The 20,670-nt window shown below is 70.5% G+C and carries 16 protein-coding genes and 1 pseudogene; 14 read left to right on the top strand and 3 right to left on the bottom strand.

Annotation, left to right across the window (positions count from 1 at the left end; genetic code table 11):
- The first annotated feature begins 52 nt into the window (after positions 1 to 52).
- The 8 genes from OG729_RS07415 to OG729_RS07380 all read left to right on the top strand — a co-directional run bounded on the left by OG729_RS07415 (position 53) and on the right by OG729_RS07380 (position 9,123).
- Complete coding sequence (locus tag OG729_RS07415; protein WP_360878971.1) at positions 53 to 307, top strand: helix-turn-helix transcriptional regulator; 255 nt, start codon at positions 53 to 55, stop codon at positions 305 to 307.
- A gap of 114 nt (positions 308 to 421) precedes the next feature.
- Entirely contained in the window at positions 422 to 796 is a 375-nt protein-coding gene (locus OG729_RS07410) for a PPOX class F420-dependent oxidoreductase (RefSeq protein ID WP_360878968.1), read from the top strand.
- Between the two features lie 86 nt (positions 797 to 882).
- On the top strand, positions 883 to 2,673 hold the full coding sequence (locus tag OG729_RS07405; RefSeq protein ID WP_405805043.1) for a hypothetical protein: 1,791 nt from the start codon (positions 883 to 885) through the stop codon (positions 2,671 to 2,673).
- A 257-nt stretch (positions 2,674 to 2,930) separates the two neighbouring features.
- A complete protein-coding gene (locus tag OG729_RS07400; protein WP_360878962.1) occupies positions 2,931 to 3,773 on the top strand; it encodes a nitrilase-related carbon-nitrogen hydrolase in 843 nt (280 codons plus the stop codon).
- A complete protein-coding gene (locus OG729_RS07395; RefSeq protein ID WP_405805041.1) occupies positions 3,770 to 5,050 on the top strand; it encodes an aspartate aminotransferase family protein in 1,281 nt (426 codons plus the stop codon). Before OG729_RS07400 ends, OG729_RS07395 begins: the two co-directional genes overlap by 4 nt.
- 36 nt (positions 5,051 to 5,086) lie before the next feature.
- The gene (gene hydA / locus OG729_RS07390; protein WP_405805040.1) at positions 5,087 to 6,493 is read left to right on the top strand and encodes a dihydropyrimidinase; all 1,407 of its coding nucleotides are present in this window, start codon (positions 5,087 to 5,089) and stop codon (positions 6,491 to 6,493) included.
- 43 nt (positions 6,494 to 6,536) lie between these two features.
- Positions 6,537 to 7,538, top strand: a complete 1,002-nt coding sequence (locus OG729_RS07385) for a TIGR03842 family LLM class F420-dependent oxidoreductase (RefSeq protein ID WP_405805038.1) — start codon at positions 6,537 to 6,539, stop codon at positions 7,536 to 7,538.
- A gap of 55 nt (positions 7,539 to 7,593) precedes the next feature.
- Positions 7,594 to 9,123 carry an NCS1 family nucleobase:cation symporter-1 gene (locus tag OG729_RS07380; RefSeq protein ID WP_405805036.1) on the top strand — a complete coding sequence of 510 codons (1,530 nt, stop codon included), beginning with the start codon at positions 7,594 to 7,596 and terminating at the stop codon, positions 9,121 to 9,123.
- An 85-nt stretch (positions 9,124 to 9,208) separates the two neighbouring features.
- Here the strand turns inward: OG729_RS07380 and OG729_RS07375 are convergent, their stop codons facing one another.
- Positions 9,209 to 9,997: an SDR family NAD(P)-dependent oxidoreductase gene (locus tag OG729_RS07375; RefSeq protein WP_405805035.1), complete on the bottom strand. Its 789-nt coding sequence runs from the start codon at positions 9,995 to 9,997 to the stop codon at positions 9,209 to 9,211.
- A gap of 55 nt (positions 9,998 to 10,052) precedes the next feature.
- Between OG729_RS07375 and OG729_RS07370 the strand changes: the two genes are divergently transcribed.
- The 6 genes and pseudogenes from OG729_RS07370 (at position 10,053) to OG729_RS07345 (ending at position 18,380) form a co-directional block, all read left to right on the top strand.
- Positions 10,053 to 11,501: an amidase gene (locus OG729_RS07370; RefSeq protein WP_405805033.1), complete on the top strand. Its 1,449-nt coding sequence runs from the start codon at positions 10,053 to 10,055 to the stop codon at positions 11,499 to 11,501.
- Positions 11,502 to 11,506: 5 nt separating this feature from the next.
- Positions 11,507 to 12,109, top strand: a complete 603-nt coding sequence (locus OG729_RS07365; protein ID WP_405805032.1) for a TetR/AcrR family transcriptional regulator — start codon at positions 11,507 to 11,509, stop codon at positions 12,107 to 12,109.
- 184 nt (positions 12,110 to 12,293) lie between these two features.
- Entirely contained in the window at positions 12,294 to 14,366 is a 2,073-nt protein-coding gene (locus tag OG729_RS07360) for a hypothetical protein (RefSeq protein ID WP_360878937.1), read from the top strand.
- Entirely contained in the window at positions 14,363 to 15,325 is a 963-nt protein-coding gene (locus OG729_RS07355; RefSeq protein ID WP_360878934.1) for an AAA family ATPase, read from the top strand. The genes OG729_RS07360 and OG729_RS07355 overlap by 4 nt, the downstream gene beginning before the upstream one ends.
- A gap of 49 nt (positions 15,326 to 15,374) precedes the next feature.
- A pseudogene (locus tag OG729_RS07350) lies at positions 15,375 to 16,775 on the top strand (SAV_2336 N-terminal domain-related protein); the annotation flags it as partial.
- Positions 16,776 to 17,045: 270 nt separating this feature from the next.
- Entirely contained in the window at positions 17,046 to 18,380 is a 1,335-nt protein-coding gene (locus tag OG729_RS07345; protein WP_405811081.1) for a TIR-like protein FxsC, read from the top strand.
- 38 nt (positions 18,381 to 18,418) lie between these two features.
- Here the strand turns inward: OG729_RS07345 and OG729_RS07340 are convergent, their stop codons facing one another.
- Both OG729_RS07340 and OG729_RS07335 read right to left on the bottom strand, forming a co-directional pair.
- Complete coding sequence (locus tag OG729_RS07340) at positions 18,419 to 19,714, bottom strand: FAD-dependent oxidoreductase (protein WP_405805030.1); 1,296 nt, start codon at positions 19,712 to 19,714, stop codon at positions 18,419 to 18,421.
- 127 nt (positions 19,715 to 19,841) lie between these two features.
- Positions 19,842 to 20,624 (bottom strand): TIGR02569 family protein, encoded by a 783-nt coding sequence (locus tag OG729_RS07335; protein WP_405805029.1) that lies wholly within the window; start codon positions 20,622 to 20,624, stop codon positions 19,842 to 19,844.
- Positions 20,625 to 20,670 lie beyond the last annotated feature (46 nt).

The following is a 20,670-nucleotide window of genomic DNA, read 5'->3' as shown; positions in this document are numbered from 1 at the left end:
GCCAATTACTATACCGCTACCGGTATTGGAATACCGGCATTAGAATAACGGCATGGTGCGCACCCCTCTCACCCCCGAAGAGCGCGAACGCGGCGAGCGGCTTGGTCAGTTGCTGCGCCGGGCGCGCGGCGAACGCAGCATGGTCGAAGTGGCCGCGGCCGCCGGAATCTCCGCCGAGACACTGCGCAAGATCGAGACGGGCCGTGCCCCGACCCCCGCGTTCTTCACTGTGGCCGCGCTCGCCGCGGTGCTGGGCCTGTCGATGGACGACCTGGTGGTGCGCTGCGCCCTGGCGCCGGCTGCCTGACCCCCTCTCTTGTCCGCTGGTCGGCGACCGCCGGCTGGATGCGGTGGTGGCGCGGGCTCTCGATCTCGTCCAGCAGGGCGACGGCCCATGGACGAGCGCGAGTAGTCTCGCGGCGTGACTCCCGAGGACTTCGCCGGTGCGAGCTATGTCAGCCTGACCACGTTCCGCAAGGACGGGACGGGCGTCTCCACGCCCGTCTGGTTCGCCGATGACGGCGGTGAGCTGTTCATCTGGACCCTGTCCGACTCCTGGAAGGTCAAGCGCCTGCGCAACGACAGCCGAGTCGTCGTGACCGTGTGCGACGCGCGGGGCCGGATCGCGGACGGCGCGGTGAGTGCGGAGGGTACGGCCCGGCTGCTCGACGAAACCGGCGCGATCCGCAAACTGCTGTCCCGCAAGTACACCTGGCGGTTTTGGCTGGTCGACTGGCCGGCCACGATCGTCCGGCTGGGGAAGCGGCCGCACACCGGCATCGCGGTGTCTATCTGAAAACACTGCGTAGCAGTGCCGTAACACGTCTAAGGTCGAATGCCTGCGGACTGGCAAGTTCCAGTGGGCGGCGGGCAGGGGCGGCGATGACGGTGCAGCAACTTCCGGTAGAGGCCGTAGTATTCGCGCGGTACCTCAAGGGGCTGACCGGGCTCCTCGACCGGGAAAGCGGCTGGTACGGCATCTTCTGGCAGCGTGACCCGGACGGGATGCGGGCCTGCCTCGACGGGGTCGAGATCCCGCCCTGGGACGTGGTGGAGTCGCTGCTCCAGGACTTCGCGGTGGGGCGCGGGGCGCTCTTCGCCGAGCCGGAGGCGATACGTGCGCGCCAGCTTCATGCGGCCGCGGCGGCGGCCCACGACCGCCGGCCGGGGGGCCGCGAGGCGCTGCAGGAACGCCTGGAGCTGATGCTCCGGGAGGAGACATACGCGACGGGCCGGTCGGAGCAGCTGCTGCGCCGCCTGTCGGGCGAGCCGGAGGGGTCCGCGACGGCCGAGCAACTGGCCCACGAGCTGGACTGGACGCGGGACGACTATGCGCGTGCGACGGCGCGTGTCACGGAACTGACCGCAAGGCTGCACGCGCTGGGAGGCGCGCCCGGGGGCGACTGGGCTGCCGCCCGGCGGGGGCCCGAGGCCTCGGTCTCGCCCCGCGCGGAGCACGAGCGTGAGCCGGACGGGGGGTCGTGGGGCGGCCCGGTCGCTGCGGTCCCGGACGAACTGGACGACTGGTTCCGACCCGGGAGCGACGACGGGACCGCGTCCCCTGACGGCCTGCGCGGTGCGGACGAGGGACGCTGGGAGCACGCCCCCGACGCCTACGCGTCGTCGGGCGGCCGGTACGGGGCGGAGGCAGGGCCTGACGTCCGCGGTGCGTACTCCACGTCGGGCGGCTCCGCGCCGGCCGAACCTGGGCTCGGCGCCCTCAGACCGGGCCTCGCTGAGCAGTTCCGCGACGCGTACTCCTCGCCGGGCGGGCCCGCGGTGAGCGGAGTTCCGGCCGCGCCCGGCCCGATGCGGCCCGCGGCGGGCGGCGGGGCCGCACCCGTGCGGGACCCGCACGACCTGCCCGGCGTCCCCGACGACTGGTTCCGGCCGGAACCCGCGCGCACCGGAGCCGTACGTCCCGAACCCGCGCGCACCGAGTCGCTGCGCCCCGAACCCGCCCCCGAGGTCGTCAAGAAGAAGCGGCGACCCCGCGGGGCCCGGTTCGCCGGCGTCGAGGACGTCGGGGACGAGGCCGTCGCCGTGCCCGTACTGCCCGTCGGCGGCGACGTGCCCCGTGGCGCCCGGTTCGGCGGCGCGGTGACCGACCACCAGCCCGCGCCCGCGCCCGAAGCCCCCGCCGGTGCGCAGCGGGCCGCACGCGAGACCGTCGCCGCGCTCGGGCGGCTGCGGGCCGAGGGGCGCAGCGGCGAGGCGCACGCCCTGCTCTGCGAGGCCGCCGCCCGCCCCGCCCCCTGGCTGCCCGTACTCGCCGCCGAACTGCACCGCGCCGGACTCGACGCAGACTGGGCCACCCTCCTGTGGGAGGTCGCCTCGCAGCCTTCCCTCAGGCTCTCGGCCGCCGCCGGCGCGCTCGCCGCGGCCGGCCGCATCCAGGACAGCCGGCAGCTGCTGCGACAGGGCGTGACCCGCCCGGCCGACGACATCGCGGCCGCCGTCCTCACCCTGGAGGACGAGGGCCAGGAGCCTGAAGCACGAGCTTTACTGACCGCATTCGTAGAGGTACACGCCGCCGAGGACGCCGCCCATCTTGCCGACAGAGATCCGCATCGCCTCGTGCCGCAACTGGTCGCCGCCGCCCGCACGATCTCCTCGGACCACGAGCGCGATCTCGTCCACGCGCTGCGCGTCGCCGGCCACCTCGGCGCCTGATCCGGGGCGGGCCCGCGCCTGATCCTGGGCGGGCCCGCGCCCGGTCCGGGGCAGGTCCGCGACCCATCCGCGGCGCGTTCGCGACCCATCCGCAGCGCTAGCCTTTCGGTGTGGACCGCTCGGGTGTGAAACATGATCGACTCTGCCGGTTAACGGCGATGGTCTTGCCCCAGTGTGTGACGGGGCTTACGTTCTCCTCCTACGCACAGAATCTACGTGCGTAGAGGCTCTCTGACCCCGCGTCCAAGGAGCAGCTCATGGCCAACGTCGTACGCGCCGCACTCGTCCAGGCGACCTGGACCGGCGACACCGAATCCATGATTGCCAAACATGAGGAACACGCCCGGGAGGCGGCCCGCCAAGGCGCCAAGGTCATCGGTTTCCAAGAGGTATTCAATGCCCCCTACTTCTGTCAGGTCCAGGAGCCGGAGCACTACCGCTGGGCCGAGCCCGTCCCGGACGGCCCCACCGTCCGCCGGATGCAGGAGCTCGCCCGCGAGACCGGCATGGTGATCGTGGTCCCGGTCTTCGAGATCGAGGACTCCGGCTTCTACTACAACACCGCCGCCGTGATCGACGCCGACGGCTCCTACCTGGGCAAATACCGAAAGCACCACATCCCCCAGGTCAAGGGCTTCTGGGAGAAGTACTACTTCAAGCCGGGCAACGCCGGCTGGCCCGTATTCGACACCGCCGTCGGCAAGGTCGGCGTCTATATCTGCTACGACCGCCACTTCCCCGAGGGCTGGCGCCAACTCGGCCTGCACGGCGCCCAGTTGGTCTACAACCCGTCCGCCACCTCGCGCGGTCTGTCCTCCTACCTGTGGCAGCTCGAGCAGCCCGCGGCCGCCGTCGCCAACGAGTACTACATTGCCGCGATCAACCGCGTCGGCCAGGAGGAGTACGGCGACAACGACTTCTACGGCACCAGCTACTTCGTCGACCCGCGCGGCCAGTTCGTCGGCGACGTCGCCAGCGACACGAAGGAGGAACTGCTCGTCCGGGACCTCGACTTCGACCTGATCGACGTCGTACGACAGCAGTGGGCGTTCTACCGCGACCGCCGCCCCGACGCCTACGAAGGGCTGGTGCAGCCGTGACCGATCTGCACGACCGCCACAAGGCCGTCATCCCCGACTGGGTCGCGCTCTACTACCAGCAGCCCATCGAGATCACCCACGGCGAGGGCCGCCATGTCTGGGACGCGGACGGCAACCGCTACCTGGACTTCTTCGGCGGCATCCTCACCACCATGACCGCCCATGCCCTCCCCGAGGTCACCAAGGCGGTGAGCGAGCAGGCCGGGCGGATCATCCACTCCTCCACGCTCTATCTCAACCGTCCGATGGTCGAGCTGGCCGAGCGGATCGCGACCCTCTCCGGCATCCCCGACGCCCGGGTCTTCTTCACCACGTCCGGCACCGAGGCCAACGACACCGCGCTGCTCCTGGCGACCGAATACCGCCGGTCCAACCAGATCCTGGCGATGCGCAACAGCTACCACGGCCGGTCCTTCTCGGCGGTCGCCATCACCGGTAATCGCAGCTGGTCGCCCACCACTCTCTCCCCGCTGCAGACGCTGTACGTGCACGGAGGCATCCGCACCCGCGGCCCCTACGCCCAGCTGTCCGACGCGCAGTTCATCGAGGCATGCGTCGCGGACCTGGAAGACCTGCTGGGCCACACCCGCGACCCCGCCGCGCTGATCGCCGAGCCCATCCAGGGCGTCGGCGGCTTCACCTCCCCGCCCGACGGCCTGTACGCCGCGTTCCGCGAAGTCCTCGACCGGCACGGCATTCTGTGGATTGCGGATGAGGTGCAGACCGGCTGGGGACGTACGGGGGAGCACTTCTGGGGCTGGCAGGCACACGCCGAGAACGGCCCACCGGACCTCCTCACCTTTGCCAAGGGCATCGGCAACGGCATGTCCATCGGCGGTGTCGTCGGCCGCGCCGAGATCATGAACTCCCTTGACGCCAACTCCATTTCGACCTTCGGCGGCTCCCCGGTCACCATGGCGGCGGGCCTCGCCAACCTCTCGTATCTGCTGGAGCACGACCTCCAGGGCAACGCCCGACGCGTGGGCGGACTGCTGATCGAGCGGCTGCGGGCCATCGGCGCGGGCGTCCCGGCCGTACGCGAAGTGCGCGGCCGCGGCCTGATGATCGGCATCGAGCTGGTCAGGCCCGGCACGGACGAGGCCAACCCGCAGGCGGCATCGGCCGTCCTGGAAGCCGCCCGCGAGGGCGGACTGCTGATCGGCAAGGGCGGCGGCCACAACACCAGCGCCCTGCGCATCGCCCCGCCGCTCTCACTGACCGTCGCCGAGGCGGAAGAGGGCGCATCGATCCTCGAACGGGCCCTGCGCAGCGTGTAGTTACGTAGGAGAGAGTACGAGAGGGAGCGCACCAGCATGAGCAGCACCCGCACCCTGATCCGCGGCGGTCTGGTCATCACCGCGGCGGACGAGATCCACGCGGACGTACTGATCGAGGACGGCCGGATCGTGGCGCTCGCGGCGCACGGCTCTGCCGTCGCCGAGGCGTGGACCGCCGACCGCACCATCGACGCCGCGAACAAGTACGTCATCCCGGGCGGCGTGGACGCGCACACCCATATGGAGCTGCCGTTCGGCGGGACCTTCGCGTCGGACTCCTTCGAGACCGGCACCCGGGCGGCCGCCTGGGGCGGCACCACCACCATCGTCGACTTCGCCGTGCAGTCGGTAGGACACGCCCTGCGCGAAGGGCTCGACGCCTGGTACGCCAAGGCCGACGGCAAATGCGCCATCGACTACGGCTTCCACATGATCCTCTCCGACGTGAACGAGTCGTCCCTGAAGGAGATGGACAAGCTGGTGGAGGAGGGCATCACCTCCTTCAAGCTCTTCATGGCCTACCCCGGCGTCTTCTACAGCGACGACGGCCAGATCCTGCGCGCCATGCAGCGCTCCGCCACCAACGGCGGGCTGATCATGATGCACGCCGAGAACGGCATCGCCATCGACGTCCTGGTGGAGCAGGCGCTCGCCGCGGGCCGCACCGATCCGCGCTACCACGGCGAGGTGCGCAGGGCCCTGCTCGAGGCGGAGGCCACCCACCGCGCCATCCAGCTCGCCCGGGTCGCCGGAGCCCCTCTCTACGTCGTCCATGTGTCGGCCGAGGAAGCCGTCGCCGAGCTGGCGGCCGCCCGCGACAAGGGACTCAACGTCTTCGGCGAGACCTGTCCGCAGTATCTGTTCCTGTCCACCGACAACCTCGCCGAGCCGGACTTCGAGGGCGCGAAGTACGTCTGCTCCACGCCGCTGCGGCCGCGCGAGCACCAGGCCGCACTCTGGCGCGGACTGCGGACCAACGACCTCCAGGTCGTCTCCACCGACCACTGCCCGTTCTGCTTCGTCGGCCAGAAGGAGCTCGGCCGCGGCGACTTCTCCAAGATCCCCAACGGCCTGCCCGGCGTGGAGAACCGGATGGACCTGCTCCATCAGGCGGTCGTCGACGGACACATCACCCGCCGCCGCTGGATCGAGATCGCCTGCGCCACACCGGCCCGGATGTTCGGCCTCTACCCGAAGAAGGGCACCATCGCCCCCGGCGCCGACGCCGATGTCGTCATCTACGACCCGCACGCCGAGCAGACCCTCTCCGTCGAGACCCACCACATGAACGTCGACTACTCCGCGTACGAGGGCAAGCAGATCACCGGCCAGGTGGAGACCGTGCTCTCGCGCGGCGATGTTGTCATCGACCAGCGCGAGTTCACCGGCCGGGCAGGGCACGGTCAGTACACCCCCCGAGGCACCTGTCAGTACCTCAACTAGTCAGTACCTCAACTAGTCGGCACATGAACGAGGAGCACTACGCATGGACTTCGGACTCGTCCTGCAGACCGACCCGCCGGCCTCGGCCGTCGTCTCGCTGATGCGACGCGCGGAACGCAACGGCTTCCGCTACGGGTGGACCTTCGACTCGGCGGTGCTCTGGCAGGAGCCCTTCGTCATCTACAGCCAGATCCTGGAACACACGCAGAAGATGCACGTCGGACCGATGGTGACCAATCCCGGGACCAGGACCTGGGAAGTCACCGCCTCCACCTTCGCGACGCTGAACGACATGTTCGGCAACCGCACGGTGTGCGGCATCGGGCGCGGCGATTCCGCGATGCGAGTCGCGGGCCGCAAGCCCAACACGCTGGCCAGGCTCAGCGAGGCGATCGGCGTCATCCGCGATCTCGCCGAGGGCCGGGAGGCCGAGGTCGACGGGCAGCCGCTGCGGATTCCCTGGGTGCGCGGCGGGAAACTGCCGGTGTGGATGGCGGCGTACGGACCCAAGGCGCTGGCGCTCGCGGGCCAGAAGGCCGACGGGTTCATCCTCCAGCTCGCCGACCCGTATCTGACCGCGTCGATGGTCAGTGCTGTACGGACGGCGGCATCCGACGCCGGGCGGGACCCCGACTCCGTCACCATCTGTGTGGCCGCGCCCGCGTATGTCGGTGACGACCTCGCGCACGCCCGCGAACAGTGCCGCTGGTTCGGCGGGATGGTCGGCAACCACGTCGCCGACCTGGTGAGCCGTTACGGCGAGCACTCCGACCTGGTGCCCGACGCCCTGACCTCGTACATCAAGTCGCGCGAGGGCTACGACTACAGCCACCACGGCCGTGCCGGGAATCCGTCGACGGACTTCGTCCCGGACGAGATCGTGGACCGCTTCTGTCTGCTCGGCCCGGCCGAGGCGCACATCGAGAAACTGAAGGAACTGCGCGAGCTGGGCGTCGACCAGTTCGCCGTCTACAACATGCACGACGCGAAGGAAGCGACCATCGACGCGTACGGCTCCGAGATCATCCCGGCACTCAACCGCTGAACACCGCTGAACACCGCTCAACACCGTTGAAGACTGCTGAAGGGGCCGCTACGCCATGACCGCGACCGTCCCGCCCGCGCCCTCAGAAGGACCGATCTCCGACACAGCGGGCCGCGTCGAGCTCGCGCCCGGCGCGGCCCCCGCCGACAACCGCTTCGTCAACGACGACCTGCTGCCCGTCCCGGTCGCCCAACGCCGCTGGACGACCTACAACTTCGCGGCTCTGTGGGTCGGCATGGCCCACAACATCCCGTCCTGGCTGCTCGCTTCAGGACTCGTCACCCTCGGCATGGACTGGAAGCAGGCGGTCTTCACCATTGCCCTGGCCAATCTCATAGTGCTGGCCCCCATGCTGCTGACCGGGCATGCGGGACCCAAGTACGGCATTCCCTTCCCCGTCCTCGCGCGGGCCTCCTTCGGTCTGCGTGGCGCGAACCTGCCGGCGCTGATCCGGGCCGGGGTGGCCTGCGCCTGGTTCGGCATCCAGACCTGGATCGGCGGGCAGGGCATCTTCATTCTGCTCGGCACGATCTTCGGCGGCTGGACGAACGCGTCCGAGGTCGGCGGGCAGCCGTGGACGCTGTGGGTCTGCTTCGTGCTCTTCTGGGCACTCGAACTCGCCATCATCTACCGGGGGATGGAGACCCTGCGGCGGTTCGAGAACTGGGCGGCGCCCTTTGTCATCGTCGGCGCGCTGGTGCTGCTGGTGTGGATATCCGCCAAGGCGGGCGGCCTCGGTCCGCTGCTCGACCAGCCCTCCAAGCTGGGCTGGGGCGCGGACTTCTGGCCGGTCTTCTTCCCCTCCCTGATGGGGATGATCGCCTTCTGGTCGACGCTGTCGCTGAACATCCCCGACTTCACCCGCTTCGGCGCGGGGCAGCGCGCCCAGATCTGGGGGCAGACGCTCGGTCTGCCGACCACGATGACGCTGTTCGCCCTGCTCTCGGTGTTCGTCACCTCCGGATCCCAGGCGGTGTACGGGGCGGCGGTCTGGGACCCGGTCGCACTCGCCGCCAAGACGGACAACGTCTTCGGACTGCTCTACGCGCTGGTGACGGTGCTGGTCGCGACGATCTCGGTGAACATCGCGGCGAACGTCGTGTCGCCCGCGTACGACCTGTCGAACCTGGCGCCGAAACTCATCAACTTCCGCACGGGAGCGCTGATCACGGGCGTGGTCGGCGTGCTGATCATGCCGTGGAAGCTGACCGGGACGCCCGAGCTGTACATCTTCACCTGGCTCGGTCTGGTCGGTGGACTGCTCGGCACGGTCGCGGGCATTCTCATTGCGGACTACTGGCTGATCCGCCGCACCGTCCTCGACCTGGCGGATCTCTACACCCCAGGCGGCCGCTACTGGTACGCCTCCGGCTGGAATCCGCGCGCGGTCGTGGCGTTCGGCGTAGGCGGCCTGCTGGCGGTGGGCGGCTCGCACTCGGCGAAGGGCAAGGGGCCGTTCCCCGAGGACGGGCTGATCCCCTTCCTGAAGCCGCTGGCCGACTACGGCTGGGCGGTGGGACTCGTGGCGTCGCTCGCGCTGTATGTGGGGCTGATGAAGGCCACAGGGCGTCGAACGGCGGTATGAGCGCCCGCACCCGCCGCTCCGGCTCGGCGGCCGGACCGGTCAACTCGGCGGCTGGGCCTGACCGGACCGGGCCGGACCGGCCGGCTCAGCGGCGGGAGCGCTGGGCCGCGACGATCTCGCGGACCGTCTTCTCGCCCGCTCCCCGCCGCTGCACCCGTTCGGCGAAGGCCGGGAACTGACCCGCGATCGCGCTCAGCAGTCTCAACTCCAGCGGCGCGACGTTGATTTCGGCGACATCGCGCTCGATGGCACGCAGCACCCCGTCCACGACCTGTCGCGGCGAGACCGTACGCATCCCTGCGGGCGCAGTCGCCCCGGTGGCGGCAAACATTCCTACGTCCCGTACGAAACCGGGCTGGACGATCGAGACGCCGACGCCGGTGCCGTGCAGATCCTGGCGGAAGCCCAGCGCGAAGCCGCGCAGCCCGAACTTCGTCGCGCTGTACAGGGACGTGGACTTGGTCGCTGCCTTGCCGGAGAGCGAGCCGACGAAAGCGATATGGCCCCGGCCCGCTTCGACCATGGCGGGGGCGAGCAGCCGGGCCAGCATGACGGGGGCGCGCAGGTTGACCGCGAGGGCGCGGTCCACCTGCTCCGGCGTGTAGTCGACATCACCGCTGGAGGGCAGCGCGGCGTTGGCGATCAGTATGGACGCGTCGGCCGCCTCGTCGGCGAGGTGCTCCACGTCCGAGGGGTCCGCGAGGTCGGCCAGGACCGTGCGCGCGCCATAGCGTTCGGCCAGCGGCTCCAGTGCCGCGCGGCGGCGGCCGGTCAGCACCAACTTCGCGCCCCTGGCGGACAGTTCGGCGGCGAGCGCGCCGCCGATGCCGCCGGTGACCCCGGTGAGCAGAACGGTTGCTCCGGTGATGCGCATCTGGTTACCCTCCAGTTCTGTTCGTTCGAACGAACAATAGGGAGGCGGGGCGGTCGTGTCCACAGAAGAATTCGGCGGACTGGCAGAGCACGTACGGCTGTTGAGCCAGGGGGCAGCATCGTCCGAGGAGCTGGTCACCCGCGCCATCGAGCGCATCGAGGCCAGCCAGTCCACCATCAACGCCTTCCGCTGGGTACGCGGCGAACGCGCCCTCGACGACGCCCGCGACGCCGACCGGCGACTGGCCGCGGGGGAGCGGCTGCCCCTCCTCGGCGTGCCGCTCGCCGTGAAGGACGACACCGATGTGGCCGGGCTGCCCACCCTCTTCGGCTGCTGCGGCGAACTCCCACCGGCCGAAAGGGACGGTGAGGCGGTACGCCGCCTCCGCGCCGCGGGAGCCGTGATCGTCGGCAAGACCAACTCCTGCGAGCTCGGCCAGTGGCCGTTCACCGAAGGACCGGCGTTCGGCGCCACCCGTAACCCGTGGTCCACCGACCACACCCCGGGCGGCTCGTCCGGCGGCTCCGCTGCCGCCGTCGCCGCGGGCCTCATACCTGCGGCGCTCGGCTCCGACGGCGCCGGATCGGTCCGCATCCCGGCCGCCTGGACCCATCTCGTCGGCATCAAACCCCAGCGCGGACGGGTCTCCCTGCACCCCTACGCGGACGCCTTCCAGGGCCTCGCCGTCAATGGCCCGCTCGCCCGGACCGTCGCCGACGCCGCCCTGCTGCTCGACGTGGTCCAGGGCCCGCACCCCGAGGACCTGCACCGCCCCGACGCGATCGAGGCCTCGGCCGCCGCCCGTCGCGACCCGGGCAGGCTGCGCATCGCCCTCGCCTGGCGGCCCCCGCTCACCCTCACCCGCACCATGCCCCACCCCGAGGTGCGTCGCGCCGTCACCGCGCTCGCCGAAGCGCTCGCCCGGCTCGGTCACCACGTCGAGGAGGCCCGGCCGCGCTACGGGTTGATCGGCCTCGCCTTCGTGCCGCGCGCCACCGCCGGGATCGCCGAGGTCGCGGCCTTGCACCCCGAACCCGCACTGCTCGACCCACGCACCCGCACCGCCATGAGCCACGGCCGAACCCTCGGCGGCCGCATCGTGCGCGCCGCCCGCGCCCGTGAGGCCCGCCAGCACGCCAGGATCGGCGCCATCTTCGACTCGTACGACGTGGTCCTCACCCCGACCACCGCAGCCCCGCCCCCGCGCATCGGCACCTTCGACGGGCTCAGCGCCTGGCGCACCGACGCGACCATGGCGGCCGCGTGCCCGTACGCCTGGCCCTGGAACGTACTCGGCTGGCCCGGCGTCAACGTCCCCGCCGGACTCACCTCCGACCAACTGCCCGTCGGCGCCCAGCTCCTCGGTCCCGCAGGCAGCGAGGAGCGGCTGATCTCGCTCGCCGCCCAACTGGAGGCGGACCAGCGGTGGTACGAGAAGCGGCCGCCCGCCCCCACGACGCGATCCGCCCCCGTGATCCCCGGGAGCGTGCCGGTGGAACAATGACCGTCATGTCCAATCCCGCCCGCTCGGCCGCGACCCGGCAGCGCATCATCACCGCCGTCCTGCAGATCATCGGCAAGGACGGGGTCGCGGCGGTCACCAACCGGCGGATCGCCAAGGAAGCCGGAGTCTCGCTCGGCTCGGTCACGTACCACTTCGAGACCCAGCACGAGCTGCTGCGCGAGAGCCTGCTGCACTTCGTGCGCGCGGAGACCCGCCGCTTCACCGAGCTCGCCGACCAGTGCCAGAGCGACGGCGTCGACATCGAGGGCGCCGCCGCGCTGGCGGGCCAGGTGGCGGGCGGCACCGCCTTCGACAGCGAGCACATCGCGCCCTTCGAGCTGTACGTCGAGGCCGGGCGCGACGAGCGGCTGCGGGAGGCCGCCGCCGAGGCCTTCGCGGCGTACGACCGGCTCGCGGCCCAGATCCTCACCGGCCTCGGCGTTCCGGACGCCGAACGCCTCGCCGCGACCACGGTCGCGCTGGTGATGGGCCTCCAGCTGCGCCGGCTGGCCACCGGCAGCTCCTCCGAGGACCTCGTCGACGCGCTGCTGCTGCTCGCGCGGGGAGCGATCAATCAGGAGACGGCCAGCCAGGAGGCCGGGCTCTGAACCCGGGGTCGGCCCAACTGCACGTGTCCGCCTGCGAGTCGGGACCTCTCGAGCCGCGTGACAAGCCTCGCTGAGGGGCACTCGTTGCTAGGCTTCTTAACGTCGGACTCGCGGGGAGTGTGCGGATGGTGCTGCGGCTGGTGGTCAGGGGAAAGCGCGCAGCGGGTCGATCCCGGACCGCCGGATGAGCACCTCCCGGCCGCGCCGCCATCTCCTTGTCGTCGCCCCCCAGTGCGATGCCATGCAGCCGCTCGCGCGACTCAAGAGTGCGGCGGCCGACCTGCACGACGTGCTGGCCGACTCGCAGCTCGGCGCCTGTGATCCGGGTCTTCCCGACGGCCGCTCCCTCGTCACGGGCGAGGGCCTGACGAGCAGCTCGATCCGCACAGTGGTCTCGGACGCCATCGACCACGCCGCCCACCGGGGCGCCGCGCTGATCCTCGCGCTGCTCGGCCACGGCTTCGTGCAGGGCAGCACGACGACTCTGTACCTGATGGGTTCGGACTCCAGGCAGGAGGCCACGGACCGAGCGGTGAACGTGAGTGAGCTGCTCAAAGCCGCGGCGAACCATGTGGACATCCCCAGTGTGCTGGGCGTCATCGACACCTGCCACGCGACCGGCGCGCTGCCCGCACCACAGGACCTGGCGGCCGGGACGCGGGGTGGCCGCAGCCGCCTCGCTCTCCTCATGGGGTCATCGGTGACCCAGCCTGCCTTCGACCTGTCGTTCTCGCGGGCGCTGACAGGGTTCATGCGTGCCGGTGTGCCGGGGGCGGGCGCCGTGCTGGGGGTCGAGGAAGCGGTACGGGAGCTGCGGAGCACGGTGGTCGGCCAGGACGTGACCGGTACCGTGCACGACGGAGACCCCTTCGCCCAGGAGCCGTTGTGGCTCACTCGCAACGCATGCCACCACGACGTACTTCCGGGGAGTCTGTGCGGGCCGCTGGCGCGCGAGGAGCTGGCATCGGCGCTCCCCTCGATTGAGCCGGGTGCCGGCCCGGAGCACACCGGGCTCCCTCTCGACCTCGCCGCGGCGACGGAACGGCGTGCCACTCTCCGTTCCCTCCCGCCCTCACTGCCACGCGATCGGGCCCTGCGCGCGGTTGACGGTGTCCTCGTCGCCATACGTACGCTCAATTTCATCCGGTCCTGGATGGGCGCCGAACTGACCACCGCCCGGATGCGCCACGCCCTGTACGCCGTGCTCGCAGCGCAGCAGCGCACACCCCCGTCGGTCGCGGAACTCACCGACGTCGCCATCGTCGACCGGCTGGTGTTCGACTATCCCGTCGCCGACGGCGACTGCCGCCGGTCGCTCGCCCACTTCGTCGTACTGCTCGCCCACGGGGCCGGGAAGCGATTGGGCGACGAGGAGTCCGAACGCTGGGCGCGGTCCATCGACGCCCAGGTGGCGGTGAATGACATGGCCGAACATGTCTCGGGTACGCAGGACGAACGCCGACTGCGGCTCGTGGTGACCTTGCACGCGTCCCTGACCGGGGACTGGCCCGAAGTGATCGAGGCATGGCTGCTGCAGGACGGCGGCCTGCTCCACCACGAGGAGTTTCACTGCGCGACGGTGGACAGACGAGGGGCGGAGAACGCGGTCGAAGCCGCCGTGGCCTGGGCCGAGGACCATGCCGAGGTGCTGGATCTGCCGCTGCGGCGGCTGGACATCGCCGCACCTGGCGGACTGCTGCTCGCCTGGCGTCCGGAGGAAGCCGGGCTCGGCCTCCGCCTCGGCGTGCAGTACGACGTCGTCCTGCACTGGAGCCGGCGCCTGACCCGGGACCAGCTGCTGCGGCGCATCCAGCGGGCGGTCAGCGACAGGTGGGATGCCATCGCGGCCTGCGACGCGGATGTTCCGGTCGACTGGCTCGCGGCAGAGGACACCGCTGACCGGCATCTGCTCCGGAGCCGGCTGCGTAACGGCAGGTATGCGCGAGGCATCGGACTGATGCACGGCGCCGGGCTCGACGACCAGCTGATGGAGACCCTGCTCGCCTACACCCCCGTCCTGCTGTGGCCGCACACCGCTGAGGGATTTCCCAAGGACCGGCACGGCTGCCTCGCGCAGCACTGGATGACCATGCCGGAGGGGCTCGTACGCGCCTATCGGCGTCGCTGGCGCGGTGAGGAAGCGGGGGACTTCGCCGACCTCCGCGCGGTCTGGGACGACCGTGAGTGGCTTCGTTTCTGCCGCCTTGTCAGGAGTTCAATTCCCCCTGCTCAGACTCCCTTTGAGGAAACCAAATGACGTGGAACGCGTACTACCGAGGGGACGGCGTCGTCAGGGAGGGAACGCGGCTGCCGCAACCGCCGCCGTGGCGCACCTTCCCGCGGCGCTCGGCAGCCCAGGTCTTCGAGCCTCCGGAGGGTCTGATCGACGCCGTCAACGCGGCGCTGGTGCTGCGGCGTCCCCTGCTGATCACCGGAGGCCCCGGCACAGGCAAGTCCACCGTGATCGAACAGGTCGCTCAGGAGCTGGAGCTGGGGCCGGTGCTTCGCTGGCACGTCACATCACGCAGCACGCTGAGCGATGCGCTCTACCGCTACGACGCACTGGGCCGCATTCACGCGCACCGGCTGCAACAGGAGAAGGCGCGAGCAGGCGGCGGCGATGCGGGCGAGGACGACATCGCGGCGTTCTTGCACCTCGGGCAGCTGGGGACCGCGCTGCTGCCATCCCCGCAGCCGCGTGCCCTGCTCATCGACGAGATCGACAAGGCGGATCTCGACCTTCCCGGCGACCTGCTCGACGTCCTGGAGAGGGGCGAGTACCGCATCGAGGAGTTGTTGCGCGAAGGGCAGGACGCCGCCGAGGTACGGATGTGGGACTCGGAGGAGAAACATCTCGTCGAGCGCGGCCATGTGCAGTGCACGGAGTTCCCCTTCATCGTGATGACCAGCAACGGGGAGCAGGAGCTGCCCGCGCCGTTCCTGCGCCGCTGTGTGCGCTTCAGCATGCCGACGCCCACCTCGTCCCTCGTACGTGAAGTGGTGCGCCGTCACCTTGAATTGGACGTCCCCGCAACCGGCCCCATGGCAGAGCTTGTCGACGACTTCGTCCGGCGCGTCGCCGCGGGCGAGAGCGTGGCCGTCGACCAGCTGCTCGGCACTCTCCATCTGCTCAACGGCGACGGCGGCAAGGACCTGGACGGCGGGGAACGCAGCAGGCTGATCGGCCTTCTGATGAAAGACCTCTCCAGTGCCTGATGCGGAGGCCGGCACCGATGCTCTGGGCAGGGTCGTCGACGCCCTGCACATGACCGACAGGGGCCTGGACGGTCTGTCGATCGCGGAACTGCTCTGGCTCGCTGCCGCCCGGGGCGAACACCTCGACGCGGGCGGGGCCGGGGAGGAGGCGGGCCGCCGGCCGCCGGATGATGAGGAACCGGAGAAGGTGGGCAGCCGGCCGCCGGGTGCCGAACCGGAGGAAGACGGCGAACGGCACAGTCGGGCGAGGACCGAGGACGGCAACCGGCTCGCGCTGTACGAGTCGACGGCGACCGAAGTCCGCACCACCGGTGAGCCCGCGGCGCCCGTGGCCGGCGTGCCGGCCGCGAGGAACGGCTCGCTGGCAAGGGTGAGGGAACTCGCCCGTGCGTTGAAGCCGTTCAAGCGGCCTTGGCCTCGTGGCCGCAGGCAGGAGCTGGACCTCGCCGCGACAGTCGCCGACTATGCCCGCAGCGGTGAACTCATTCCCGCGTTCCGCCCTGCTCCCGAGCGGTGGTTCGACGCGACAGTGGTGCTCGACCGGTCTCCCACGATGGCCGTGTGGAGCGGAACGGTCGACGCACTGCTGAGGCTGCTCACCCGGGCCGGAGTCTTCAGGACACTGAGGGTGCTGTATCTCGACAGCCATGAACTGGGCCCGAACTTGCGCGGTCCGCTCGGGCAGCGGGTCGTCGGGGGCGGCTCCCGCGCCGTTCAGCCGCGCCGTCTGACGCTCGTCGTCTCGGACTGCGTATCCATTGCCTGGGCCGGCGGAGAACTGTGGGACAGGGTCCACGGCTGGGCGCAGACCATGCCCGTGGCCCTTCTCAACCCGCTGCCACCGAAGATGTGGCGGTCCACGGGGCTGGACCTTCCGGCGGTCCGGGTGACCTCGCCCGGGCCGCCCGGGATGCCCAACAGCCGACTGCGCTTCACCACCCCGAGCCTGATGGAGGCCGCCTTCCCCGACGCCGTCGACCCGGCGAGCGGCTGGCAGCCGCTTCCCGTCATGTCGTTGACGCCACGAGCCGTGGGGGCCTGGTCCCGCATGCTCATGCGGTCGGACACGGACGGTTGCGGGGCGCTGCTGCTGCCCGGCCCCGGCATCGCCGACCGGCCGGCCGTGCCGGCCGACGCGGCTGTCGACGGAGAGTCGGTGGTGGAGGCGTTTTTGCATCGTGCCTCGCCGTCGGCGACGCGACTCGCCGTACTGTGCTCGCCCTATCCTCATGTGAACGTCGATCTGCTCCGGCTCCTCCAGAAGGAACTCGTCCCGGACGCGACGGCGGCCGACCTCGCGGAGTTCGTGGTGGGGGGCCTGGTCACCGTCGACAGCAGTACCCGGCCGGGCGGCCCCGTGCTGCGTTTCCGGCAGGGCGTGCGCCCGCAGCTCGAGTCCCGGCTGGGGGCGCGTGACGCCTGGCGGATGTACGACACACTGGAAAAGTTCATCGCCACCGAGGTTGCGGCGTCGCCCCGGCTGCCTGCGGCTGTCACCGGGCGGCAGCACACATCGCCCGCGTCCGTCGCTCTCGCTCCTTTCACGGAGGCATCCGCTCGGACTCTGCAAGCGCTGGGCGTGACTGTGGAGGAGCCGGCGGAGGTCAGGGCGGAAGAGCTGCTGGCGGAGGTCTGGACCGAGGAGCAGCCGGCGGAGGTCAGGACCGAGAACCTGCGGGCGGAGGTCAGGACCGAGGAGCAGCCGGCCCGTGACGAGCCGCTGGAAGCGTATCCGCGGCCCGGACCGCGGGGCTGGCCGTCCTCATCGCAGCGGGCGGCGGACCATCGGCCGTACTTCTTCTTGAGTTATGCGCACACGCCGCGGTACGGGGCAGGGGGCCCGGACCCGGACATGTGGGTGGAGCGGTTGTTCCGGGATCTGTGCGGCCATGTGATGGCCATGACCGATCTGCCGGCCGGGGCTCCCGCCGGGTTCATGGACCGGGAGATCCGCTCGGGGGAGGGCTGGTCGGAGCGGCTGGGTGAAGTTCTGGCCACCTGCCGGGTGTTCGTGCCGCTCTTCTCGCCGCGGTACTTCGCCAGCGAGATGTGTGGCAAGGAGTGGTACGCCTTCGCCCAGCGGGCGATCTATCACCAGGCCAAGAGCAACAGTCCGGCCGAGGCGATCGTCCCCGCGCTGTGGGTGCCGATGCCGCCCGCGCAACTTCCGGGCCCTGCCGAGCGGTTGCAGTTCAACCACCAGGCCATGGGCGACCGCTATGTCACCGACGGGCTGTACGGGCTCATCAAACTCCGCCTGTTCCAGGAGGAGTACGAAGCAGCCGTCTACGAACTCGCCAAACGCATCGTGAAGACGGCGGATGCGACCCGCATAGGCCCCGGCAATCCCGTCGACTACCGGCAGGCGCCCAGCGCCTTCGGCAGGCCCGGCGGCGGCCCCCGCCCGATGCATGTGACGGTCGCCGCGCCGACCCGCCACGACCTGCCCGAAGGCCGGGCGCCCGACTACTACGGTGAGGAGGCACAGGACTGGAATCCGTACCACCCGCACTCCGCACGGCCGTTGGCCTATGTCGCCCAGGACCTGGTGCGCTCGCTCAACTACCAGGCCACAGTCTCTTCTTTCGACCATGAAGCGTTGCCCGACAAGACTCGGCCGCCCACCCGGCCCGAGATCCTTCTTGTCGACCGCTGGGCCCTGGAGGACGATGACCGGCGCCGGCGGCTCGCCGCCCTGGACGCCGAGCCGCGCCCCTGGATGAGCATCGTCGTCCCGTGGAACCGCGACGACCCGCAGAGCCGGGTCGCCGAGGGGGAGCTGGTCGGGAAGCTGGAACGGATCTTGCCGAACCACATGAGCCAGGGCAGAGCCGCCTGCCGGGCCGCGGCCAGAGGAGTGCTCAGCATGGAGGCATTCGGCCAGATCCTGCCCCAGGTGGTGGAGTCGGCGGCCCAGGAGTATCTGCGGCACGCCGAGGTCTACCCGCCCGCGGCGCCGCCCGCTCCGGGAGTCAGCTCGTCCGAACGGCCCCGACTGAGGGGCCCGATGGCGGTCAGAGACACTGGACCTGTCATCGAGAGCGAAGACCGATAGAGGTTGCCTGCCCGCGGGCGCTGCCCTGCCGGGACTCGCTACCTCGCGATGGCGGCGGTCATCTTGCGCCGGATCGGGCCCACATTGCCCGCCAGCCGCAGGAAGGTGCGGAACCCGGCGAGGGCGAATCGGTTGTCCGCCACGCCCTGTTCCAGATTGCGGTTGGCGGCTGCGACCTTGGTGAAGGCGTGGTCCAGCATCGCCTTCTCGTACTCGCCGATCGCGTCGGTGAGTCGGCGGCCGTCGCCGACCGCCCGCAGCCCACGGCACAGCAGTTCGGCGTCGACGACGGCGGCGTTCGCGCCCGCTCCGGCGGTCGGCGGCATGGCGTGGATCGCGTCGCCGAGAACTGTCACATTGCTGGGCTGCCACGGCTCGGGCCTGCGCGAGGTGTACAGCGGGTGCACCGAGACGGTGCCCGTGTCGGACTCCTCGATCAGCCGCAGCAGGTTCGGATGCCAGCCGCCGACCGTCCGCAGTACAAGCGCCCGGATCTCTTCGGCGGACATCGCCGAAATCGCTTTGCGGTCACCGAACTTCTGCCATCTGGCGAGCACGTTCCACATGACGTAGTCCGTGGTGTTGTCGAGCAGCAGCTCCGGGTCGATGCCGTAGTCGGGCGACAGGCTGAGCGCCTGACCCCCCTCGTCGCGGCGGAACTCGTGCACGGCGAGGAAGCCGAAGTAGCCGTGCGGCGCCAGCACCATGGCTCCACCGGTGCTGAACGGGCGGGGGAGGAGCTGAGCCACCTCGCTCCCCAGCGGCACCTTGCCGGAGATGGCGACCGCGCCGGTGTCACTGTGCGCGGCCTGCGGCAGATACTGCGCGCGGACCGCGGAGTTGGTCCCGTCCGCGCCGACAAGAACGTCGCCGGTGGCCTGCGTGCCGTCGCTGAAGTGGGCCGTGACGAGACCGTCCGGCTCGTGCGTGTAGTGGGTGAAGGTCTTGCCGAACCGCACGACGTCGCCGAGGCCCGCGAGGAGGACCTCGCGGAAGGTGATGCGGCTGACCGACCGGAAGGTGTCCGTCAGATGGGCGGTGTCCATGCCGATTTCGGTGGTGTTCAGGGTGATCAGCTCGTCGAGCTTCTCGGTGAAGAAGGCGAGGGTGCTGTTGGCCTGGCCACTGGTGGACACGAACAGGTCGTAGACATCGGCGGGCAGACAGGCGTGCAGGGCGCGGCAGCCGTACGGGGCGATATGGATCCGGTAGCCCTGTAATCGTTCGGTACGGGTGCGGTCGCGCTCGTAGAGGGAGACGCTGACGCCGGCCCGCTTGAGGCCCTGCGCGAGGGTGAGACCGCCGATTCCGGCGCCAATGATCACAACGTGCATCGTCGCACTCCTTGATCTTCGGTCACGGCCCGTCATGGCGCAGCCCGGGTGGCGACAATCACCCGGTGGCGAGCAAGGCGTCAAGCGCCGCGTGGACGGCCTGGCCGGTTCCGGCCGCGTGACCGGATCAGGCGGAGTCGAGGACCAGATCCACGACCGGGCGGTACTCGCTCTCCGCGGCGTCGTCCAGTGTCTCGTGCGCAGCGATGCGGAAGATCAGGGCGCGGACGAGCAGTTGACGCCAGTCGGGCAGATGCGACCACCGCTCAAGGAGTGCGGGATCGGTCTCGTACCAGCACAGCGCGTCGACCGCGACGATCGCCGAGGCCCAGGCAGCGGGCCGCCAGTAGGGCGGCCAGTCGGTGATCGCGGGCGCGCGGCCGGGCTCGAAGAGGACCTTGCCCAGGAGGTCGCCGTGAACGATCTGCGCGGGGGCCGAGATGGGGCGGCATGCCGCGAGAAGCGGCTTGAGCAGCGCGAATTCCGGTGCCCGGTCGGTCTCTTGCCATGCCAGCCGGTCCGCGCGCGCCCACGGCGTGTCACGTACGCCGAGGAAGCGCGGCCTGGGCAGGTCCTTCAGCGTGGCGTGGAACTCCTCGCCCGCCCGGATGACGTCGTCGGCGCGGTGGGGATCGGGGGATCCGCCGATCAACTGCCATGCCTCCCATCCGTGCGCGGCCCAGGACCCGTCCGCCGACGGGACGGGCCGCGCCACCCGGAAATCGGTGACCTCCGGCAGATGGCACAGCACACCGGCCCGCCACACGGTCTCCTGCGACAGCGCGGTGGGCTTGAGCACCAGCTCGCCGGCGAGCCAGGCCGAGCCCGGTCCGCCGGGCAGCAGGACGGGCGCTTCGGTCGCCCCGAACGCTCTGAGCACGGAAGGGGGCGGGGCGGGGGACTGGGTCATGGGCGGAGCGTATGGGGCCGGCCTGCACGGACGTCGAAGTTCTTCT

It is taken from the genome of Streptomyces sp. NBC_00210, from assembly GCF_045160975.1.
Lineage (GTDB): Bacteria > Actinomycetota > Actinomycetes > Streptomycetales > Streptomycetaceae > Streptomyces.
This window is presented reverse-complemented; position numbering and strand designations above follow the sequence as displayed.